The 14,319-nt window shown below is 49.2% G+C and carries 13 protein-coding genes; 6 read left to right on the top strand and 7 right to left on the bottom strand.

Translation table 11 applies throughout. The features are described 5' to 3' along the window. Positions 1-74: 74 nt before the first annotated feature. Both METMA_RS0105835 and METMA_RS28000 read right to left on the bottom strand, forming a co-directional pair. Positions 75-1,979 carry a DCC1-like thiol-disulfide oxidoreductase family protein gene (locus METMA_RS0105835; protein WP_020158136.1) on the bottom strand — a complete coding sequence of 635 codons (1,905 nt, stop codon included), beginning with the start codon at positions 1,977-1,979 and terminating at the stop codon, positions 75-77. A gap of 149 nt (positions 1,980-2,128) precedes the next feature. Then, on the bottom strand, positions 2,129-2,260 hold the full coding sequence (locus METMA_RS28000) for a hypothetical protein (protein ID WP_006890565.1): 132 nt from the start codon (positions 2,258-2,260) through the stop codon (positions 2,129-2,131). Positions 2,261-2,481: 221 nt separating this feature from the next. Here METMA_RS28000 and METMA_RS0105825 point away from each other — a divergent pair, with 221 nt between their 5' ends. Further along, a complete protein-coding gene (locus tag METMA_RS0105825; RefSeq protein ID WP_020158135.1) occupies positions 2,482-2,868 on the top strand; it encodes a hypothetical protein in 387 nt (128 codons plus the stop codon). A gap of 22 nt (positions 2,869-2,890) precedes the next feature. Continuing rightward, positions 2,891-3,319 carry a hypothetical protein gene (locus METMA_RS0105820; protein WP_020158134.1) on the top strand — a complete coding sequence of 143 codons (429 nt, stop codon included), beginning with the start codon at positions 2,891-2,893 and terminating at the stop codon, positions 3,317-3,319. 329 nt (positions 3,320-3,648) lie between these two features. Here the strand turns inward: METMA_RS0105820 and METMA_RS0105810 are convergent, their stop codons facing one another. Next, a complete protein-coding gene (locus METMA_RS0105810) occupies positions 3,649-3,840 on the bottom strand; it encodes a DUF2970 domain-containing protein (protein ID WP_020158132.1) in 192 nt (63 codons plus the stop codon). Between the two features lie 119 nt (positions 3,841-3,959). On the opposite strand from METMA_RS0105810, the gene metH reads away from it, so the two are divergent. From metH to METMA_RS0105790, 4 genes are read left to right on the top strand one after another with little or no spacing between them, the layout of a single operon-like run. Then, complete coding sequence (gene metH, locus METMA_RS0105805) at positions 3,960-7,628, top strand: methionine synthase (protein ID WP_027147073.1); 3,669 nt, start codon at positions 3,960-3,962, stop codon at positions 7,626-7,628. A gap of 23 nt (positions 7,629-7,651) precedes the next feature. Further along, positions 7,652-8,158, top strand: a complete 507-nt coding sequence (locus METMA_RS0105800) for a TIGR00645 family protein (protein WP_020158130.1) — start codon at positions 7,652-7,654, stop codon at positions 8,156-8,158. Then, positions 8,158-8,415 carry a glutaredoxin family protein gene (locus METMA_RS0105795; RefSeq protein WP_020158129.1) on the top strand — a complete coding sequence of 86 codons (258 nt, stop codon included), beginning with the start codon at positions 8,158-8,160 and terminating at the stop codon, positions 8,413-8,415. Before METMA_RS0105800 ends, METMA_RS0105795 begins: the two co-directional genes overlap by 1 nt. Next, positions 8,408-9,793, top strand: a complete 1,386-nt coding sequence (locus METMA_RS0105790) for a class II fumarate hydratase (RefSeq protein ID WP_020158128.1) — start codon at positions 8,408-8,410, stop codon at positions 9,791-9,793. Before METMA_RS0105795 ends, METMA_RS0105790 begins: the two co-directional genes overlap by 8 nt. 637 nt (positions 9,794-10,430) lie before the next feature. On the opposite strand, the gene METMA_RS24050 is transcribed toward METMA_RS0105790, so the two are convergent. The 4 genes from METMA_RS24050 to glyS form a co-directional block, all read right to left on the bottom strand. After that, entirely contained in the window at positions 10,431-10,871 is a 441-nt protein-coding gene (locus METMA_RS24050; protein WP_020158126.1) for a hypothetical protein, read from the bottom strand. Between the two features lie 110 nt (positions 10,872-10,981). After that, the gene (locus METMA_RS0105775; RefSeq protein WP_027147071.1) at positions 10,982-11,734 is read right to left on the bottom strand and encodes a lysophospholipid acyltransferase family protein; all 753 of its coding nucleotides are present in this window, start codon (positions 11,732-11,734) and stop codon (positions 10,982-10,984) included. Continuing rightward, on the bottom strand, positions 11,700-12,239 hold the full coding sequence (gene gmhB, locus METMA_RS0105770) for a D-glycero-beta-D-manno-heptose 1,7-bisphosphate 7-phosphatase (RefSeq protein WP_020158124.1): 540 nt from the start codon (positions 12,237-12,239) through the stop codon (positions 11,700-11,702). The genes METMA_RS0105775 and gmhB overlap by 35 nt, the downstream gene beginning before the upstream one ends. Positions 12,240-12,248: 9 nt before the next feature. Further along, positions 12,249-14,318 carry a glycine--tRNA ligase subunit beta gene (gene glyS, locus METMA_RS0105765; protein ID WP_020158123.1) on the bottom strand — a complete coding sequence of 690 codons (2,070 nt, stop codon included), beginning with the start codon at positions 14,316-14,318 and terminating at the stop codon, positions 12,249-12,251. Position 14,319: the final 1 nt, after the last annotated feature.

The raw sequence follows: 14,319 nt of genomic DNA, 5'->3' as shown, positions 1-14,319 counted from the left end.
TTAAGCACAGGCAATTTATATCATGACTACATTGATGATGCAATAATAAAATATTTCTAAATTTCTCTGTAAAGTTATAGCTCATTGATATTCTCAGGCAGTTCAATGGCTACAGTGCCATTATTCCATTTGACTGTGCCAATCGTACTCCATGGAGATGAAAAGTTTTTATGTAGTTGGTCGTGAACCCAATATGCGGGCGCGTCAATTTTCTTAAGCTTTATATGGAATAACGTATCGTCAAGATCCAAGCCAATTTTTTGCCCCCAAAAAGCGGTTACTTTCATAATAAATTTGTGTAAACGCTTGTTATCTATATTAGGTGTGACAGCAATATTTGCCCACATGGAATGGACTCTGCCCCAATTTGGCGCTAATAATCGGCCTTCCTCGTTAACGAAAGGCAACCAATGTTCGGCGTTATTTTTATCGATATAAGTAATGCCCAAAATATGGTCATAGCCGGCAAAATGATCGTGTAGATAAAGTGCATGAGGTGTAATGCCGGAAAAGTTTTGAGAGAGCAATAATGATGAATTGCTTGCCTGAGCAAGAGTCGAGGCAATAATGTTCTGCTTTGTATCTAGATTAAACCTGTAGATTAGACCGTAATGTATGGTGCTGTTTAATTGCAAAAATAATATGACGATGAGTGCTTTTGAAAGTCGGGTCGAAAACACCTTTGGTGTGCGAGTTGCGAATTGTTCAAAAAAACGATGATAAAAACTATTATCAGATAGTGGTGTCGTTACAATGCAATCGGATGAGCAGGAAATACGGGTGCGCGAATCGGCAATGGCTCGGTATTTGTTTGAGGCATAATGGTAAATGCCGGGTAGGCGCATAAGTACGCTAATGGGGAGCAGATAGCGCATTTTTGCAAAAATTTGAATATAAGTGTCAATGCCGGAGTAGATGCGGCTATTATTATCTAACGCATATAAGTCAGTGAGTAAGGTTTCGTTGGTTAATGATGCAAGGACGGGATAGTCGGAAGCGTATTCTTGAGCCGATTTAAAATCGATATTTTTAAAAATATCGAAATGGTTGAGGGTGAGGACGGTTCGATTGCATAGTGGACATTGCTGATCATAAAAGACAATAAGCGAGGGGTGTTTTGAGATAACCAGTTCGCCAAGGGATCTCCACCAGCTAAATGGAATGAGTAGCGTATAAAATATAAGCATGCCCATACCAAAAGGATAGATATTAAAAGACAGAGTAATGCCTAAGTGAAGCCCGACCCCGACTAGTAAATAAACTATGCGTAAATGAGGGTTAGAGAAGAAAAATATAAAAGTAAACTGAAAGACTAGAATAGTATAGCCGATGGTCTTTTCCAAAAACTCATTGTTTAATAAAAAGGACATATCAATTGCCGAAACATAGTAGGGCTGCGTGGATGGTAACCAGGAGCCAAGGCCATTGCGCCAGTGTTCGGCAAACATTTTATGAATTGCGGAGTCGAAATAAAGGAGTCCAAGACAAATGGCAACAGGCAGGTAATAAGCAAGAGCTGAAACAGTTGGCTTGGAATGAGTGCTGTAGTGGGTAAAAGGTGTGCTGAGCTTTTGTCTGAGACTGTCTATGGAAAAGGCGCGGTTGCCAGGCATAAAAAGCAAGAAAAATCCTGCGCCTATCATGAATACATCAAAGCCGCCGTCAAAATCCCGTTGCATAGGCGTAAAATTCACAAAAACTATCCAGAAGATATAATTGCAAATAACTGCAAATTGATAGCGATAGCCGATGATGATAAAAAAGGCAATGATTCCCCATAGGCATAAAAAAAAGGGAATCATAGGGAATTCCACATCGATATAGGGTATCGGATCAAAAATCAAGTGATTGAAATACAAGAGGAAAATAATTTCCTGGAAGGTGACCAGTCCATAAAATAATCGAAACAGGCCTATACCTATAGCAGGTGCTTGTTTGGAATGAAGATCCCAAATCTTGGAGGATAGTAATTTATACATTTTAAAATTCGAAAAACGAAGCAATCAATGTATAAATTATAAAATAAATATGCGTCTTGCGGGGGGGAAATATGGGGCTAAACTGAGGCCGCTACAAACGCTAGTGAACCAAGCGTGAGCGGCCCAAGTAGGGACGAATTTGTTAAAACTTACTTTTCGTCGTCTGGGTGCTCAGCGAAAACCCATTTTACGAGGAAATAGCCAGCGGCTATAACAACAACTGCGCCGACCATGCCAGCTGGCTCTTTTAACATTTCGGTGATATCTAAGATCGCTCCCATGAGTGTCCTACCTATAATTTGTAATTTAGAAACTGCTAATGATATAGCAAACGGAAATCGTATGATACTTTAGGTAAAGTTAATGTCAAGGGTTAATTGTTATAGGATTTCTAAGGGAGATGATCTGTTGGCGTTGCGCTTGGCTGAAATTTAAAGCTCGATAGCCGCTGTGTTATACTTTAAAATCTAGGGCCTGAAAGCAGATATATTGAGATAAAAAGATGAAGAAATACATTAAACTATTACCGCTGGCGGCAATTTTCTTTGCGCTCTCTGCGAATGCCGATGTCCTATTAAAGGACAAATCCGAGATCTTGGGAAAATGGAACTTGTATGCGGAAGCGATTAAACTGGACGGAGAAAAAAAGGAAATTACCGTTGAGTGGGATTTCAAGGATGATGGTACGCTGCAAACAACAGCAACTGACTCTGTCGGGCGCACCAGTGAATTTAAGGCAGCCTTGAAGTATTCCGTGGAGGATGGCGTACTGAAAAAGCAATCTACACCTGGACGAGAAAAGTACGAATCATGCAGGGTTGTTGAAAAAGACGGCGCCAACATGGTTTTGAAATGCAAATATCTTTTCTTCTTCCTGACAAAAAAATGATAATTAAAAAAGAGGTATAACGATGATAGGCGGTATTATAATGATTATTGCGGCTCTCTGGGTTTACCAGTCAGCCATGAGAGCAAAAATAAATAATGTGCTGATGTGGGTCGCGATCAGTGCGGCGGTCTTTTTTGCGGTGCAAATGCTATTGGTTCAGTTCAATATCTATATTTTAGAGGCGATCAAAGGCAGTGAGAGCAACGCAGGTTATGAACGAGATTTATTGAGTATTGGCGATAGAAAAAATGAAAGTGGTTTTCAAGGAGTAGGCGGTATTTTATTATCGATATTTTTTGAATTGATGCCTCCAATTGCCGGTTTTATGGCCGTTGCAGTGGTTCGCAATAAGTTCGTTCTTAAAGAAGAATTTAATTTGGCTAATCTATTCAGTGGTCTCAAGGAACTGTTTCAAGGCATAAAACAGAGCTTTAAAACAACAGAAAAGTAAAAATAGTTCCCTTAAAATTAAAGCTCAAGCGCAGCTTGGGCTTTTTTTATGGCTGTAGGCGCAGTTTTGTTACGGCATGGAGGGCAACACAGCTGGTTTGAAGCCAATTGAAAAATATCAGAACCTTTTTTTTCAGACAGAATCAAATGAGAATGGGGAGATGCTCGGTTTCGCCATCAATTCAAGAATAAATACAAGTCTTTTAGGCATGTAGTTAATGGAATATGACGGTTTTATTGTTAATTGAAGCTTAATCTATGCCGATACCATCTGGTCTTATCAATGATGTTTAAAAAATCGCCATGATAAAAATTAAGAGAGAAATGCCCTTAGTTACCTGTGATAAGGGAAACAAGGAAAATAAGGCCGGAAACAAAAAGAACAATAAAAATTAGCCCTACGACAACATAAGTGGAAAGCGATCCCTGTTCGAAGTCTTTTTGTCTATCCTCCTCGCTCCGCACACCGATGACCGCAGACAGAACGCTCTTAATTACTTGAATAACCGTTGGCTTTGACATGTCCTTCTCCAAATAAAATACCAAAATAATAGTGGTTGATCGCTTTTTAAGCAATGATTATATTCAAGGCGATTATCGCTACTAATGTTTATTCCAACTGATACACCTTGGCAGTCTCAATGAGCAAAATACAATTACTAAAGCAGCAATTATCCCAACGAATCTTATTTCTCGATGGAGCGATGGGGACAATGATCCAAAGCTACAAGTTGGAAGAAAAAGATTACCGGGGAGAGCGTTTTGCGGACTGGGCTGTGGATCTTAAGGGCAATAACGATTTGTTGTCGATTACTCAGCCCGATATCATCAAAGCTATTCACCAGGCTTATTTTGAAGCCGGTTCCGATATTGTTGAGACCAATACGTTCAATGCTACCCGCATTGCCATGGCCGATTATGAAATGGAAGCGTTGGTTTATGAGATTAACGTCGAATCGGCCCGTCTGGCAAGACAGGCTGCCGACGAGTTCACCAAAAAGACACCGGAAAAACCCCGATTTGTCGCCGGCGTTTTAGGCCCCACCAATCGCACTGCCTCCATGTCTCCCGATGTCAATGATCCGGGATTTCGCAACATTTCCTTTGACGATCTGGTTGAGGCCTATACTGAAGCGACGCGCGGACTTGTCGATGGCGGCGCTGATATTATCCTGATTGAAACCATTTTCGACACGCTCAATGCCAAAGCGGCCATTTTTGCGGTTGAGCAGTATTTTGAACAAATCGGTTACAAGCTACCGGTCATGATTTCCGGTACCATTACCGATGCCTCGGGCAGAACGCTGTCCGGACAAACCGTGGCAGCGTTCTGGAATTCACTCAGACATATCGAGCCGGTTGCGTTCGGTTTTAACTGTGCGCTAGGCGCTAAAGAATTGCGCCAGCATATTGATGAATTATCAACGATTGCGGATACGCATGTTTCTGCGCATCCGAATGCCGGCCTTCCTAACGAGTTCGGTGAATATGACGAATCGCCGGAAGCGATGGCCGAAGAACTGGCAGACTGGGCTCGTAGCGGTTATTTGAATATTATCGGCGGTTGTTGCGGTACTTCCCCGGCGCATATCAAGGCGATAGTCGAAGCCGTGCGGGAATACCGCCCTAGACCTATTCCGAACATCGAGAAGCAATGCCGGTTAGCCGGCCTGGAACCCATGAACATAGGTCCTGATTCTTTATTCGTGAATGTGGGCGAGCGCACTAATATAACCGGCTCAGCGTTATTTAAACGATTGATTGTCGAAGGTAACTACGAGACCGCACTGGACATCGCCAAGCAGCAAGTCGAAAACGGTGCCCAGATTATCGATATCAACATGGATGAAGGCATGTTGGACTCGAAACAAGCGATGGTGCGCTTTCTTAGTCTGATCGCCTCCGAGCCTGATATCGCCAAAGTGCCTATCATGTTGGACTCATCCAAATGGGAGATTCTGGAAGCCGGCCTTAAATGCATCCAGGGCAAAGGTATCGTCAATTCCATCTCGCTCAAGGAAGGCGAGGCGGCTTTTATACAGCACGCCAAACTGGTCCGTCGTTATGGAGCGGCGGCTATCATCATGGCTTTCGATGAAGAGGGCCAGGCTGATACGAAAGAAAGAAAAGTCGAAATCTGCCGGCGGGCTTATAAAATTCTTACCGAGCAGGTCGGCTTCCCTGCTGAAGACATTATTTTTGATCCGAATATTTTCGCGATCGCGACCGGTATTGACGAACACAATAACTACGGGCTGGATTTCATTGATGCCACGCGCGAAATCAAACAAACGTTGCCGCATGCGCTGGTTTCAGGCGGTGTGTCGAATGTATCGTTTTCTTTCCGCGGCAATAATCCGGTGCGGGAAGCGATTCATGCGGTATTTTTATATCATGCCATCCATGCGGGCATGGATATGGGCATCGTCAATGCCGGCCAGCTCGCGATTTATGCCGATATCCCCGAAGATCTGCGCGATGCGGTCGAAGATGTGGTATTGAATCGTCATGCGGGCGCAACGGAAAAGTTGCTGGATCTGGCCGAGAAATATCGCGGCGACGGCAGCACTGCGGTAAAACAGGAGGATCAGGAATGGCGCAGTTGGCCCGTCAATAAACGCTTGGAACATGCTCTCGTCAAAGGTATCGCCGATTATATTGATGAGGATACTGAACAAGCGAGATTGGAAGCCGAAAGGCCTCTGCATGTTATTGAAGGCGCATTGATGGATGGCATGAATGTGGTCGGCGATCTGTTCGGCGCCGGTAAAATGTTCCTGCCTCAAGTCGTCAAATCCGCGCGGGTCATGAAAAAAGCCGTCGCTTATTTAATGCCGTTCATGGAAGCCGACAAATCCGGTGACATCAGGACTAACGGTAAAATCCTGATGGCCACGGTCAAGGGCGATGTGCACGATATCGGCAAAAATATTGTTGGCGTCGTGCTGCAATGCAACAACTATGAAGTTATCGATTTAGGCGTCATGGTGCCGGCGGAAAAAATCCTGCAGACTGCGCGTCTGGAAAACGTCGATATTATCGGTTTAAGCGGCCTGATTACACCGTCCCTTGATGAAATGGTGCATATGGCCAAGGAAATGGAGCGCCAGGGATTTGTTATCCCGTTGATGATAGGCGGTGCCACTACATCGCGCGCGCATACGGCGGTAAAAATCGAACCTAACTACCACGGGCCTACCGTTTATGTGACCGATGCGTCCCGAAGTGTCGGTGTAGCCAGCAATCTGCTGAGCGATGAGCTGAAAGATGATTTCGTCAAAAAAATCCGTGCGGAATACGCAGAGGTCAGAGAGCGGCATAAAGGTCGTGAGGCGAAAACCAAGCAACATACGCTGGCTGCGGCAAGGCGCAATAAATACGTGTGGGGTAATTATGAGCCGGTCAAACCCACGTTTCTGGGTACCAAAGTCATCGATCATTTCCCGCTGGACACGCTGGTCTGGTATATCGATTGGACACCGTTCTTTCAAACCTGGGAAATGGCTGGCAGTTATCCGAAAATATTCGACGATAAAGTCATCGGCAATGAGGCCAGAAAATTATTTGACGATGCCCAGGTCATGCTGAAAAAAATCATTACCGAGGAATGGCTGTCCGCCCGAGCTGTTATCGGCTTTTTTCCAGCCAATAGCGATGGCGATGATGTCATTGTTTATACGGATGATTCGCGCCGACAAATACTCGAGACCTTGCATCACTTGCGGCAACAGAACATGAAGGCGCCGGGCCGGCCAAATTTCTGCCTGTCCGATTTTATCGCGCCGGTCGATAGCGGCAAAGCCGATTATATTGGCGCATTCGCCGTCACAACCGGTATCGGCATAGAAGAAAAACTGCGGCAGTTTGAGCAGGATCATGACGATTACAGCGCCATTATGCTCAAGGCCCTGGCCGACAGATTGGCGGAAGCGTTTGCCGAATACATGCATCAAGCAGTCAGAAAGGATTACTGGGGCTATGCCAAAGATGAGGCCTATGCCAATGAACAGTTGATCAGCGAGGCCTATCAGGGCATAAGGCCGGCGCCCGGCTATCCAGCCTGTCCGGATCATACCGAGAAAGCCAAGTTGTTTGAAATGCTGGATGTAACCGAAAGCACCTCAATAGAACTGACCGAAAGCTATGCGATGTACCCCGCCTCTGCGGTGAGCGGCTGGTATTTCTCTCACCCCGATGCGCAGTACTTCAATGTCGGTAAAATCGATAAGGATCAACTGGCGGATTATGCGCGGCGCAAAGGTATCGCTGAAGACGAGGCTGAGCGCTGGCTGGCGGGACATTTGCACTAATAATCACCAGGAATAAAACACGCATGACAATAAAACAGAAAATCGAGCGATCATTGGAAAGGCTCATGTATGCCAGTCGCTGGATATTAGCACCGATTTACGTAGGCATGAGCCTGGCGTTGTTGGCGCTTTCGATCAAATTCTTTCAGGAATTTTATCATTTCATTCCGCATATTCTAGAAGTTGACGAGTCGGATTTAATCCTCAAATTGCTGACATTGATTGACTTGACACTGGTCGCCAGCCTGATCGTTATCGTTATGTTCAGCGGCTATGAAAACTTTGTTTCGCGCATGGATCTGAGCGAGGAGACCGAGAAACTCGACTGGCTGGGCACGCACGATTATAACTCCCTGAAAATGAAGGTTGCCTCATCGATAGTCGCCATATCCTCGATCCATTTATTGAAGGTTTTTATGAATATACAAGCGACCGATAATAGTAAAATCATGTGGTATGCGCTGGTTCATATCACCTTCGTGGTATCCGCCTTACTCATGGGCTATCTTGACAAATTGACCAAGCACTGATGGTAAAACTACTGCTGCTGGGTACGCCGGGTTGTCATCTGTGTGAAGAGGCGGAAGCGATTATTGAAACATGTCGAGCGCAAGATGTCGCCCAGCTGGTCATCGAAACGGTGGATATAGCCGAGCAGACGCAATGGCAGACCGATTACGCGGTACGGATTCCTGTTTTATATCATCCGGCCACTCAACAAGATCTGGGGTGGCCGTTTGATCGCAACGATGTTAACGAATTTATTAGCGGATTAAGCAATGACTGAACACTTTAGAATAGAAAAAGACAGCATGGGCGAACTGGAAGTGCCGGCGGATGCCTTGTATGCCGCGCAGACGCAGCGCGCGGTCAATAACTTCCCGGTCAGCGGCTTGACCATGCCGCCGGCTTTCATCAAGACCGTGGCGTTGATCAAGCAAAATGCCGCCAGGGTCAACTTGGAACTGGGGGAACTTGACACCGCTATCGGCCAGGCGATCGTGCAGGCGGCCCAGCAAGTCATCGACGGCGATCATCTGCGGCATTTTCCTATTGACGTGTTTCAAACCGGCTCCGGCACCAGCACCAACATGAACGTCAATGAAGTGCTGGCTAATTTGGCCGGCCGGATCGCTGGTCAGCCGGTCAATCCGAATGATCATGTCAACATGGGGCAGAGCAGCAACGACGTGATCCCGACCGCTATTCATGTCAGCGCCGCGCTCGAATGCCAGAAAGTATTGCTGCCGGGGTTGGCGCATCTGGCCCAGGCCCTGGAAGACAAAGCCGCTGCTCTCGACCACATTACCAAAACCGGGCGCACGCATTTGATGGATGCAATGCCTGTGCGCCTGAGTCAGGAACTCGGCGGCTGGGCGCTACAGATCCGCAACGGCATCGACCGCATCAATGCCGCGCTGCCCCGGGTCTATAAGCTGGCTCAGGGCGGCACGGCGGTCGGTACCGGCATCAACGCGCATCCCGGGTTTGCGGCGAAATTCGCGCAGGCGCTCAGCGAAGAAACCGGGCTGCCGTTCGAGCCGAACGCATCGTTTTTCGAAAGTCTGAGCGCGCAGGACGCCATGGTGGAATTATCAGGCCAGATGAAAGTCATAGCGGTCAGCCTGATGAAGATCGCCAATGATTTGCGCTGGATGAACAGTGGCCCGCTGGCGGGCCTGGGAGAGATAGAACTGCCGGCGCTACAGCCTGGCAGCAGCATTATGCCCGGCAAAGTCAATCCCGTTATTCCCGAGGCGACGGCCATGGTGGCGGCCCAAGTGATCGGCAACGATACGACGATCACCATCGCGGGCCAATCCGGCAATTTCCAGCTGAACGTGATGCTGCCTGTGATCGCCTACAACATTCTGCAAAGCATAGAACTGCTCGGCAACGTCAGCCGCGTGTTGGCCGATAAGGCGATTGCCGGTTTCACTGTCCGGGAAGACAATCTGCAGCAGGCTCTGGCAAAAAATCCGATCCTGGTGACGGCGTTGAATCCGATCATCGGTTATTCAAAAGCCGCCGAAGTCGCCAAAGCCGCTTATAAACAGGGCCGGCCAATTATCGACGTTGCCGCTGAAATGACTGAACTGGGCCGGGATGAGCTGGAAAAATTACTAGAGCCTGCGCATTTAACCTGCGGCGGCATTAGCGAATAACCCGGCCCCGGCACAGGAAAGCGAGCCGAATAGCGCTCATCGCCCGACCGGTGCGCTCTCGATCTGTCGGTGTTTTGCGCAGTCTGATTCAAGCGGACTCTGAATCAGGCTGTGCAACCCAGCGCTCGATGATGATTCGATACATTCATGGAAGCGGTTTTAAGCCGTACCTAACCGGTTATGCATAAAGAACGTTCAGATCATATAGGTATACCGGTTTCCGCTGCCATCAGCCACAAGGCTCAGGTGGCTGACATCAGGTTTGGCGACAACCAGAATGCTTGTCGCAGTTGACGGTGCGGATTGCCGAGGCGCATCCGGTGTTGATCAATGGTGTGTCCGGCAAGTTCGATAACAGGGGCGTGCATGTGATGGCGGCGATAAGTTGATGGTCTCGCCGGTAGCGGATGGATAGGCCGGGGAACCGGTCTTCTGCGGCAAGCGCAGCACTCACCGTGAAGTAACGCGATCTGTTGCACAAAGAAACCGGATCGTGCAACGCCGTATTTTTGCAACAGTAGTCGGGGGGCAATGCCATTGCCCCGATTCAATTTACAGCCTGTTTTTATGATTACTATCCGCGCAATCCGTTGGCTTGATGCGGCATTTTTGATCGCCTCCATCCTTGAGGCGACTGTTAGTTTTTAGGCGGCTCCGCCTCCGCTGGCTTCGGTTCTTCCGCGGCCGCTTCTTCCTCGGACTCCATGATGACGGCGGAGATGCAGTTCATCATGCTTTCGGTATAGTTGCTATGTGCGTCGGCAAGCGCCTTGGCCGAGCCGAAATCGTTGCGCAATTCTTCCAGTGTTTTCCTGGGATCTTCAGAATCCTTCAACTTCAGCATCTTGGTATAGTTACGGTAAGCGGTCATGCGGTTGGGGTCGCCAGGGAAAATGCCGGGCATGTTTTTTGATGTCAAATCAACCACACAGTCGGCCATGTGCTGGGGCTCAATGTTATAGTCCTGGATATCTTTTTCTTTCTTCATTTGTTCCAATACAGCTTGTTCATATTGATTTTTGTCAGCACAAGCTGAAAGAAACAATGCGGAAAAGGAAATCAGCAGTAGTTTTTTCATGGAAGTGTTACCGTTATTCTGTCTTAAATTGAAATAGCAAGGCCGTCATTATACGCATATTGCCTACTCTGCGTTTTATGATTGTATAAAATGAAGTGCAAGTCCGTTTCCTAACGAGAGCTGATGTCCTTCATGGCCTGCCTGATCCAGTCTTCGGCTTCGGCGTTGATGTCAGCGGCTTTGCGCCCCTGGCTCTCAATGACCGGGCCAATCCTTACCTTGATCGTTCCCGGATATTTTAAAAAACTGTAGCGAGGCCAAAATTCCCCGGCATTAAGCGCAATCGGTATGACAGGATAGCCGGATTTTTGCGCCAGCATGGCACCGCCGGCGCCGAATTTCTTTTCTTCGCCGGGCGCCGTGCGCGTGCCTTCCGGAAAAGTCACCACCCACAAGCCGTCATGCAGGCAAGCAGTGCCTTCGTCTAATAATTTCCGCAAGGCAGCACGTTGGTTTTCGCGATCTATGGCTATCGGTCTCAGTGTCGCCAGGGCCCAGCCCCACAGCGGCATCCAAAGCAACGAGCGCTTTAGCAGGGTGGTTTGGGGTGGCAGGATATGCCGTAACGCCAGCGTTTCCCAGGCCGACTGATGCTTGCTCAATACAATGGCTGCATCCAACTCCTTGATATGCTCCAGTCCCTCAACCTCATAGCCGAGGCCGCAGAAGAACTTCGTCATCCAGACTACAAGCGAGCACCAGGCGGTGGCGACTTTATAGCGTAAGGAAAAAGGTCCCAGTATGCATAAAAAAATCAGCAGGGCCACGAGAGTAGCGGTCGTGAAAATACAGATAAACAACAGGGCCGAACCGAGATAAAGCCGGATTTTACTGCCTGGATACGAGGTACTTTGCTGCGTCATAGAGATTTTCAAAAACAGGAATGTTGAGATCGGGATTATCCGTCAGGGTTTTTTTACCCTTGCCGGTCTTGACCAGTATCGGGCTGGCGCCGACAGCCTGAGCGGTTTGGATGTCGCGTAGCGCATCGCCGATAAAAGGTATGCCTTGCAGGTTGACTTGTTTGTCGGCGGCAAATAATTCCAGCAGGCCCGGCTTGGGTTTGCGGCAGGCGCAACCGTCAGCAGGGCCGTGCGGGCAGAAATAAAGGCTGTCGATTTTGCCGCCTTTATCAGCGGCCAGTCTATGCATTTTGGCGTGGATACGGTCCAGCGTGGCCTGATCGAACAAGCCGCGCTGAAGTCCTGATTGGTTTGTGATGACGACGACCTTATAACCGTGCCGGTTGAGCAGGGCAATGGCTTCAAGGCTGCCCTCGATCGGACGCCATTCTTCCGGCGACTTTACATAGTCGTCCGAATCGTGATTAATGACACCGTCACGGTCCAGCAGAACGTATCGATCCATGCCTGATGTTTACGATTGCAATCTGGATATGTCGGCACAGGTCAAAAATTGTTCGGACACCAGCGTCAGCAGGGCCAAGCGGTTGGCGCGCAGGTCCAGGTCATCGGTCATGACCATGACGTGATCGAAAAAGGCATCCACATCATTTCTGAGCTGGGCCAGACGGTTCAGCGCGGCCTGATAGTCGCGATCCGCCAGTAAAGGCTGGATATCCCGGGCCGATTGCAAGGCAGCAGCTAACAGCTGTTTTTCTTGCGGATCCCTCAATTCGCCGACGCTGCCGGCCGCTTCGGTATCCGATTTTTTCAGGATATTGCGGATACGTTTGTTGGCCGCGGCCAGGCTTTCGGCTTCCGGCAGTTGCCGGAATGCTTTAACGGCCTGCAGGCGCTGGATAAAGTCCAGCGGTTCCGCGGGCGTCACCGATATAACGGCGTCAAATTCATCGGCACTATAGCCCTGATCGAGGCAGTAGCCTTTCAGGCGGTCGAAGACGAAATCGACGATCAGTTTATAAACTTCATCGTGCTCGAATTCGTGCGTGAACTGCGTCAGCGAGAACGCGATCAATTCCTTGATATTCAGATTCAGCCGGTTCTCGATAATGATGCGCAGCGTGCCCAGTGCCGCTCTGCGCAGAGCGTAAGGGTCTTTGTCGCCGGTCGGAATCAACCCCGCGCTGAATATGCCGGTCAGCGTGTCGATTTTTTCCGCGATGGCCAGAATCTGGCCGGTCTTGCTGGCCGGCGTCGGGCTGCCGGATTGTTTCGGAAAGTATTGTTCCTCAAGCGCCCAGGCGACCTCGGCCGGTTCATGGTCGGCCAGTGCATAATAGCGGCCCATGATACCTTGCAGGTTGCCGAATTCGCCGACCATTTCGGTCATCAGGTCGGTCTTGGCCAGTAATGCCGCGCGTTTGGCCAGTTCGGTATTCTCATTGAGGTTGTCGGCAATATACTCGGCGATCGTGACGACGCGTTCGGTTTTGTCGGCCAACGTGCCCAGTTTTTCCTGGAAGACGATGCTGGACAGGTTTAATAAACGCTCTTCCAGGGTTTTTTTTCTATCCTGTTTCCAGAAAAACTCGGCGTCGGACAAACGCGGCGTCACGACACGCTCGTTGCCGTGCTGTATCGATAGCGGATTGCTGCTTTCGATGTTACTGAAGGTGATGAAATGCGGCAGCAATCCCCCTTTGGCGTTTTTGACCGGGAAATATTTCTGGTTGGTCTGCATGGTCGTGATCAGCACTTCAGCCGGCAGTGCCAGAAACCGTGGATCGAAATTGCCGGTGATCGGAACCGGCCACTCGTTTAAAGCGGCGATCTCTTCGAGCAGGTCTTCTTCGATGTGCGCAGTGCCGTGAACGGCGGCGGCCGCCTGTTCGGCAGTCTTTCTGATCATGGTTTTGCGCTGCTCGAAGTCGACAATGACCTTGCCTTGCTCGAGCAGGATTTGGGCATAGTTCTCAGGCTTGTCGATAGTCAATGGTTGCGGCGCATGGAAGCGGTGGCCGTGCGTGGCGGCGCCGGTTTTCAGCCCCAAGATCTCGGTATCGATGACGGCATCGCCATATAACAGGACGGCCCAATGCACGGGCCTGACAAACTCGGTCGTGCTGCTGCCCCAGCGCATGCGTTTGGCGATCGGGAGCCCGGCAATGCTGTGCCGGATGATGTCCGGGATCAGGTTTTCGGTGATCTGGCCCTGGATGTGCTGGGTGAAGGCCAGCCATTCGCCCTTGTCGGTTTTCAACCGTTCCAGCTTGTCGAAAGTCGTGCCGCAGCTGGCGGCAAAACCCTGGGCCGCCTTGCTGGGCGTGCCGTCCGGCGCAAAGGCCGCCTGTACGGCAGGGCCGCGTTTCTCGACCGTCTTGTCAGGCTGCGCCGTGGCCAGGTTTTCAATCAGTACGGCCAGGCGCCGCGGCGTCGCATAGAAGCGGCTGCCGCTGAAATTCAGTTCGGCGTCTTTCAGCCCCTGCGTGATGTTGTTGAGCAGGGCGGTCGCCATTTTCAGCAGGGTGGTCGGGGGCAGTTCTTCCGAGCCCAGTTCGAACAGTAAATGTTTGCTTGTCGCCATG

It is taken from the genome of Methylobacter marinus A45 (assembly GCF_000383855.1).
Classification (GTDB): Bacteria; Pseudomonadota; Gammaproteobacteria; order Methylococcales; family Methylomonadaceae; genus Methylobacter; species Methylobacter marinus.
The sequence above is the reverse complement of the archived record's forward strand: the minus strand, read 5'-3'. Positions and strand labels throughout refer to the sequence as shown.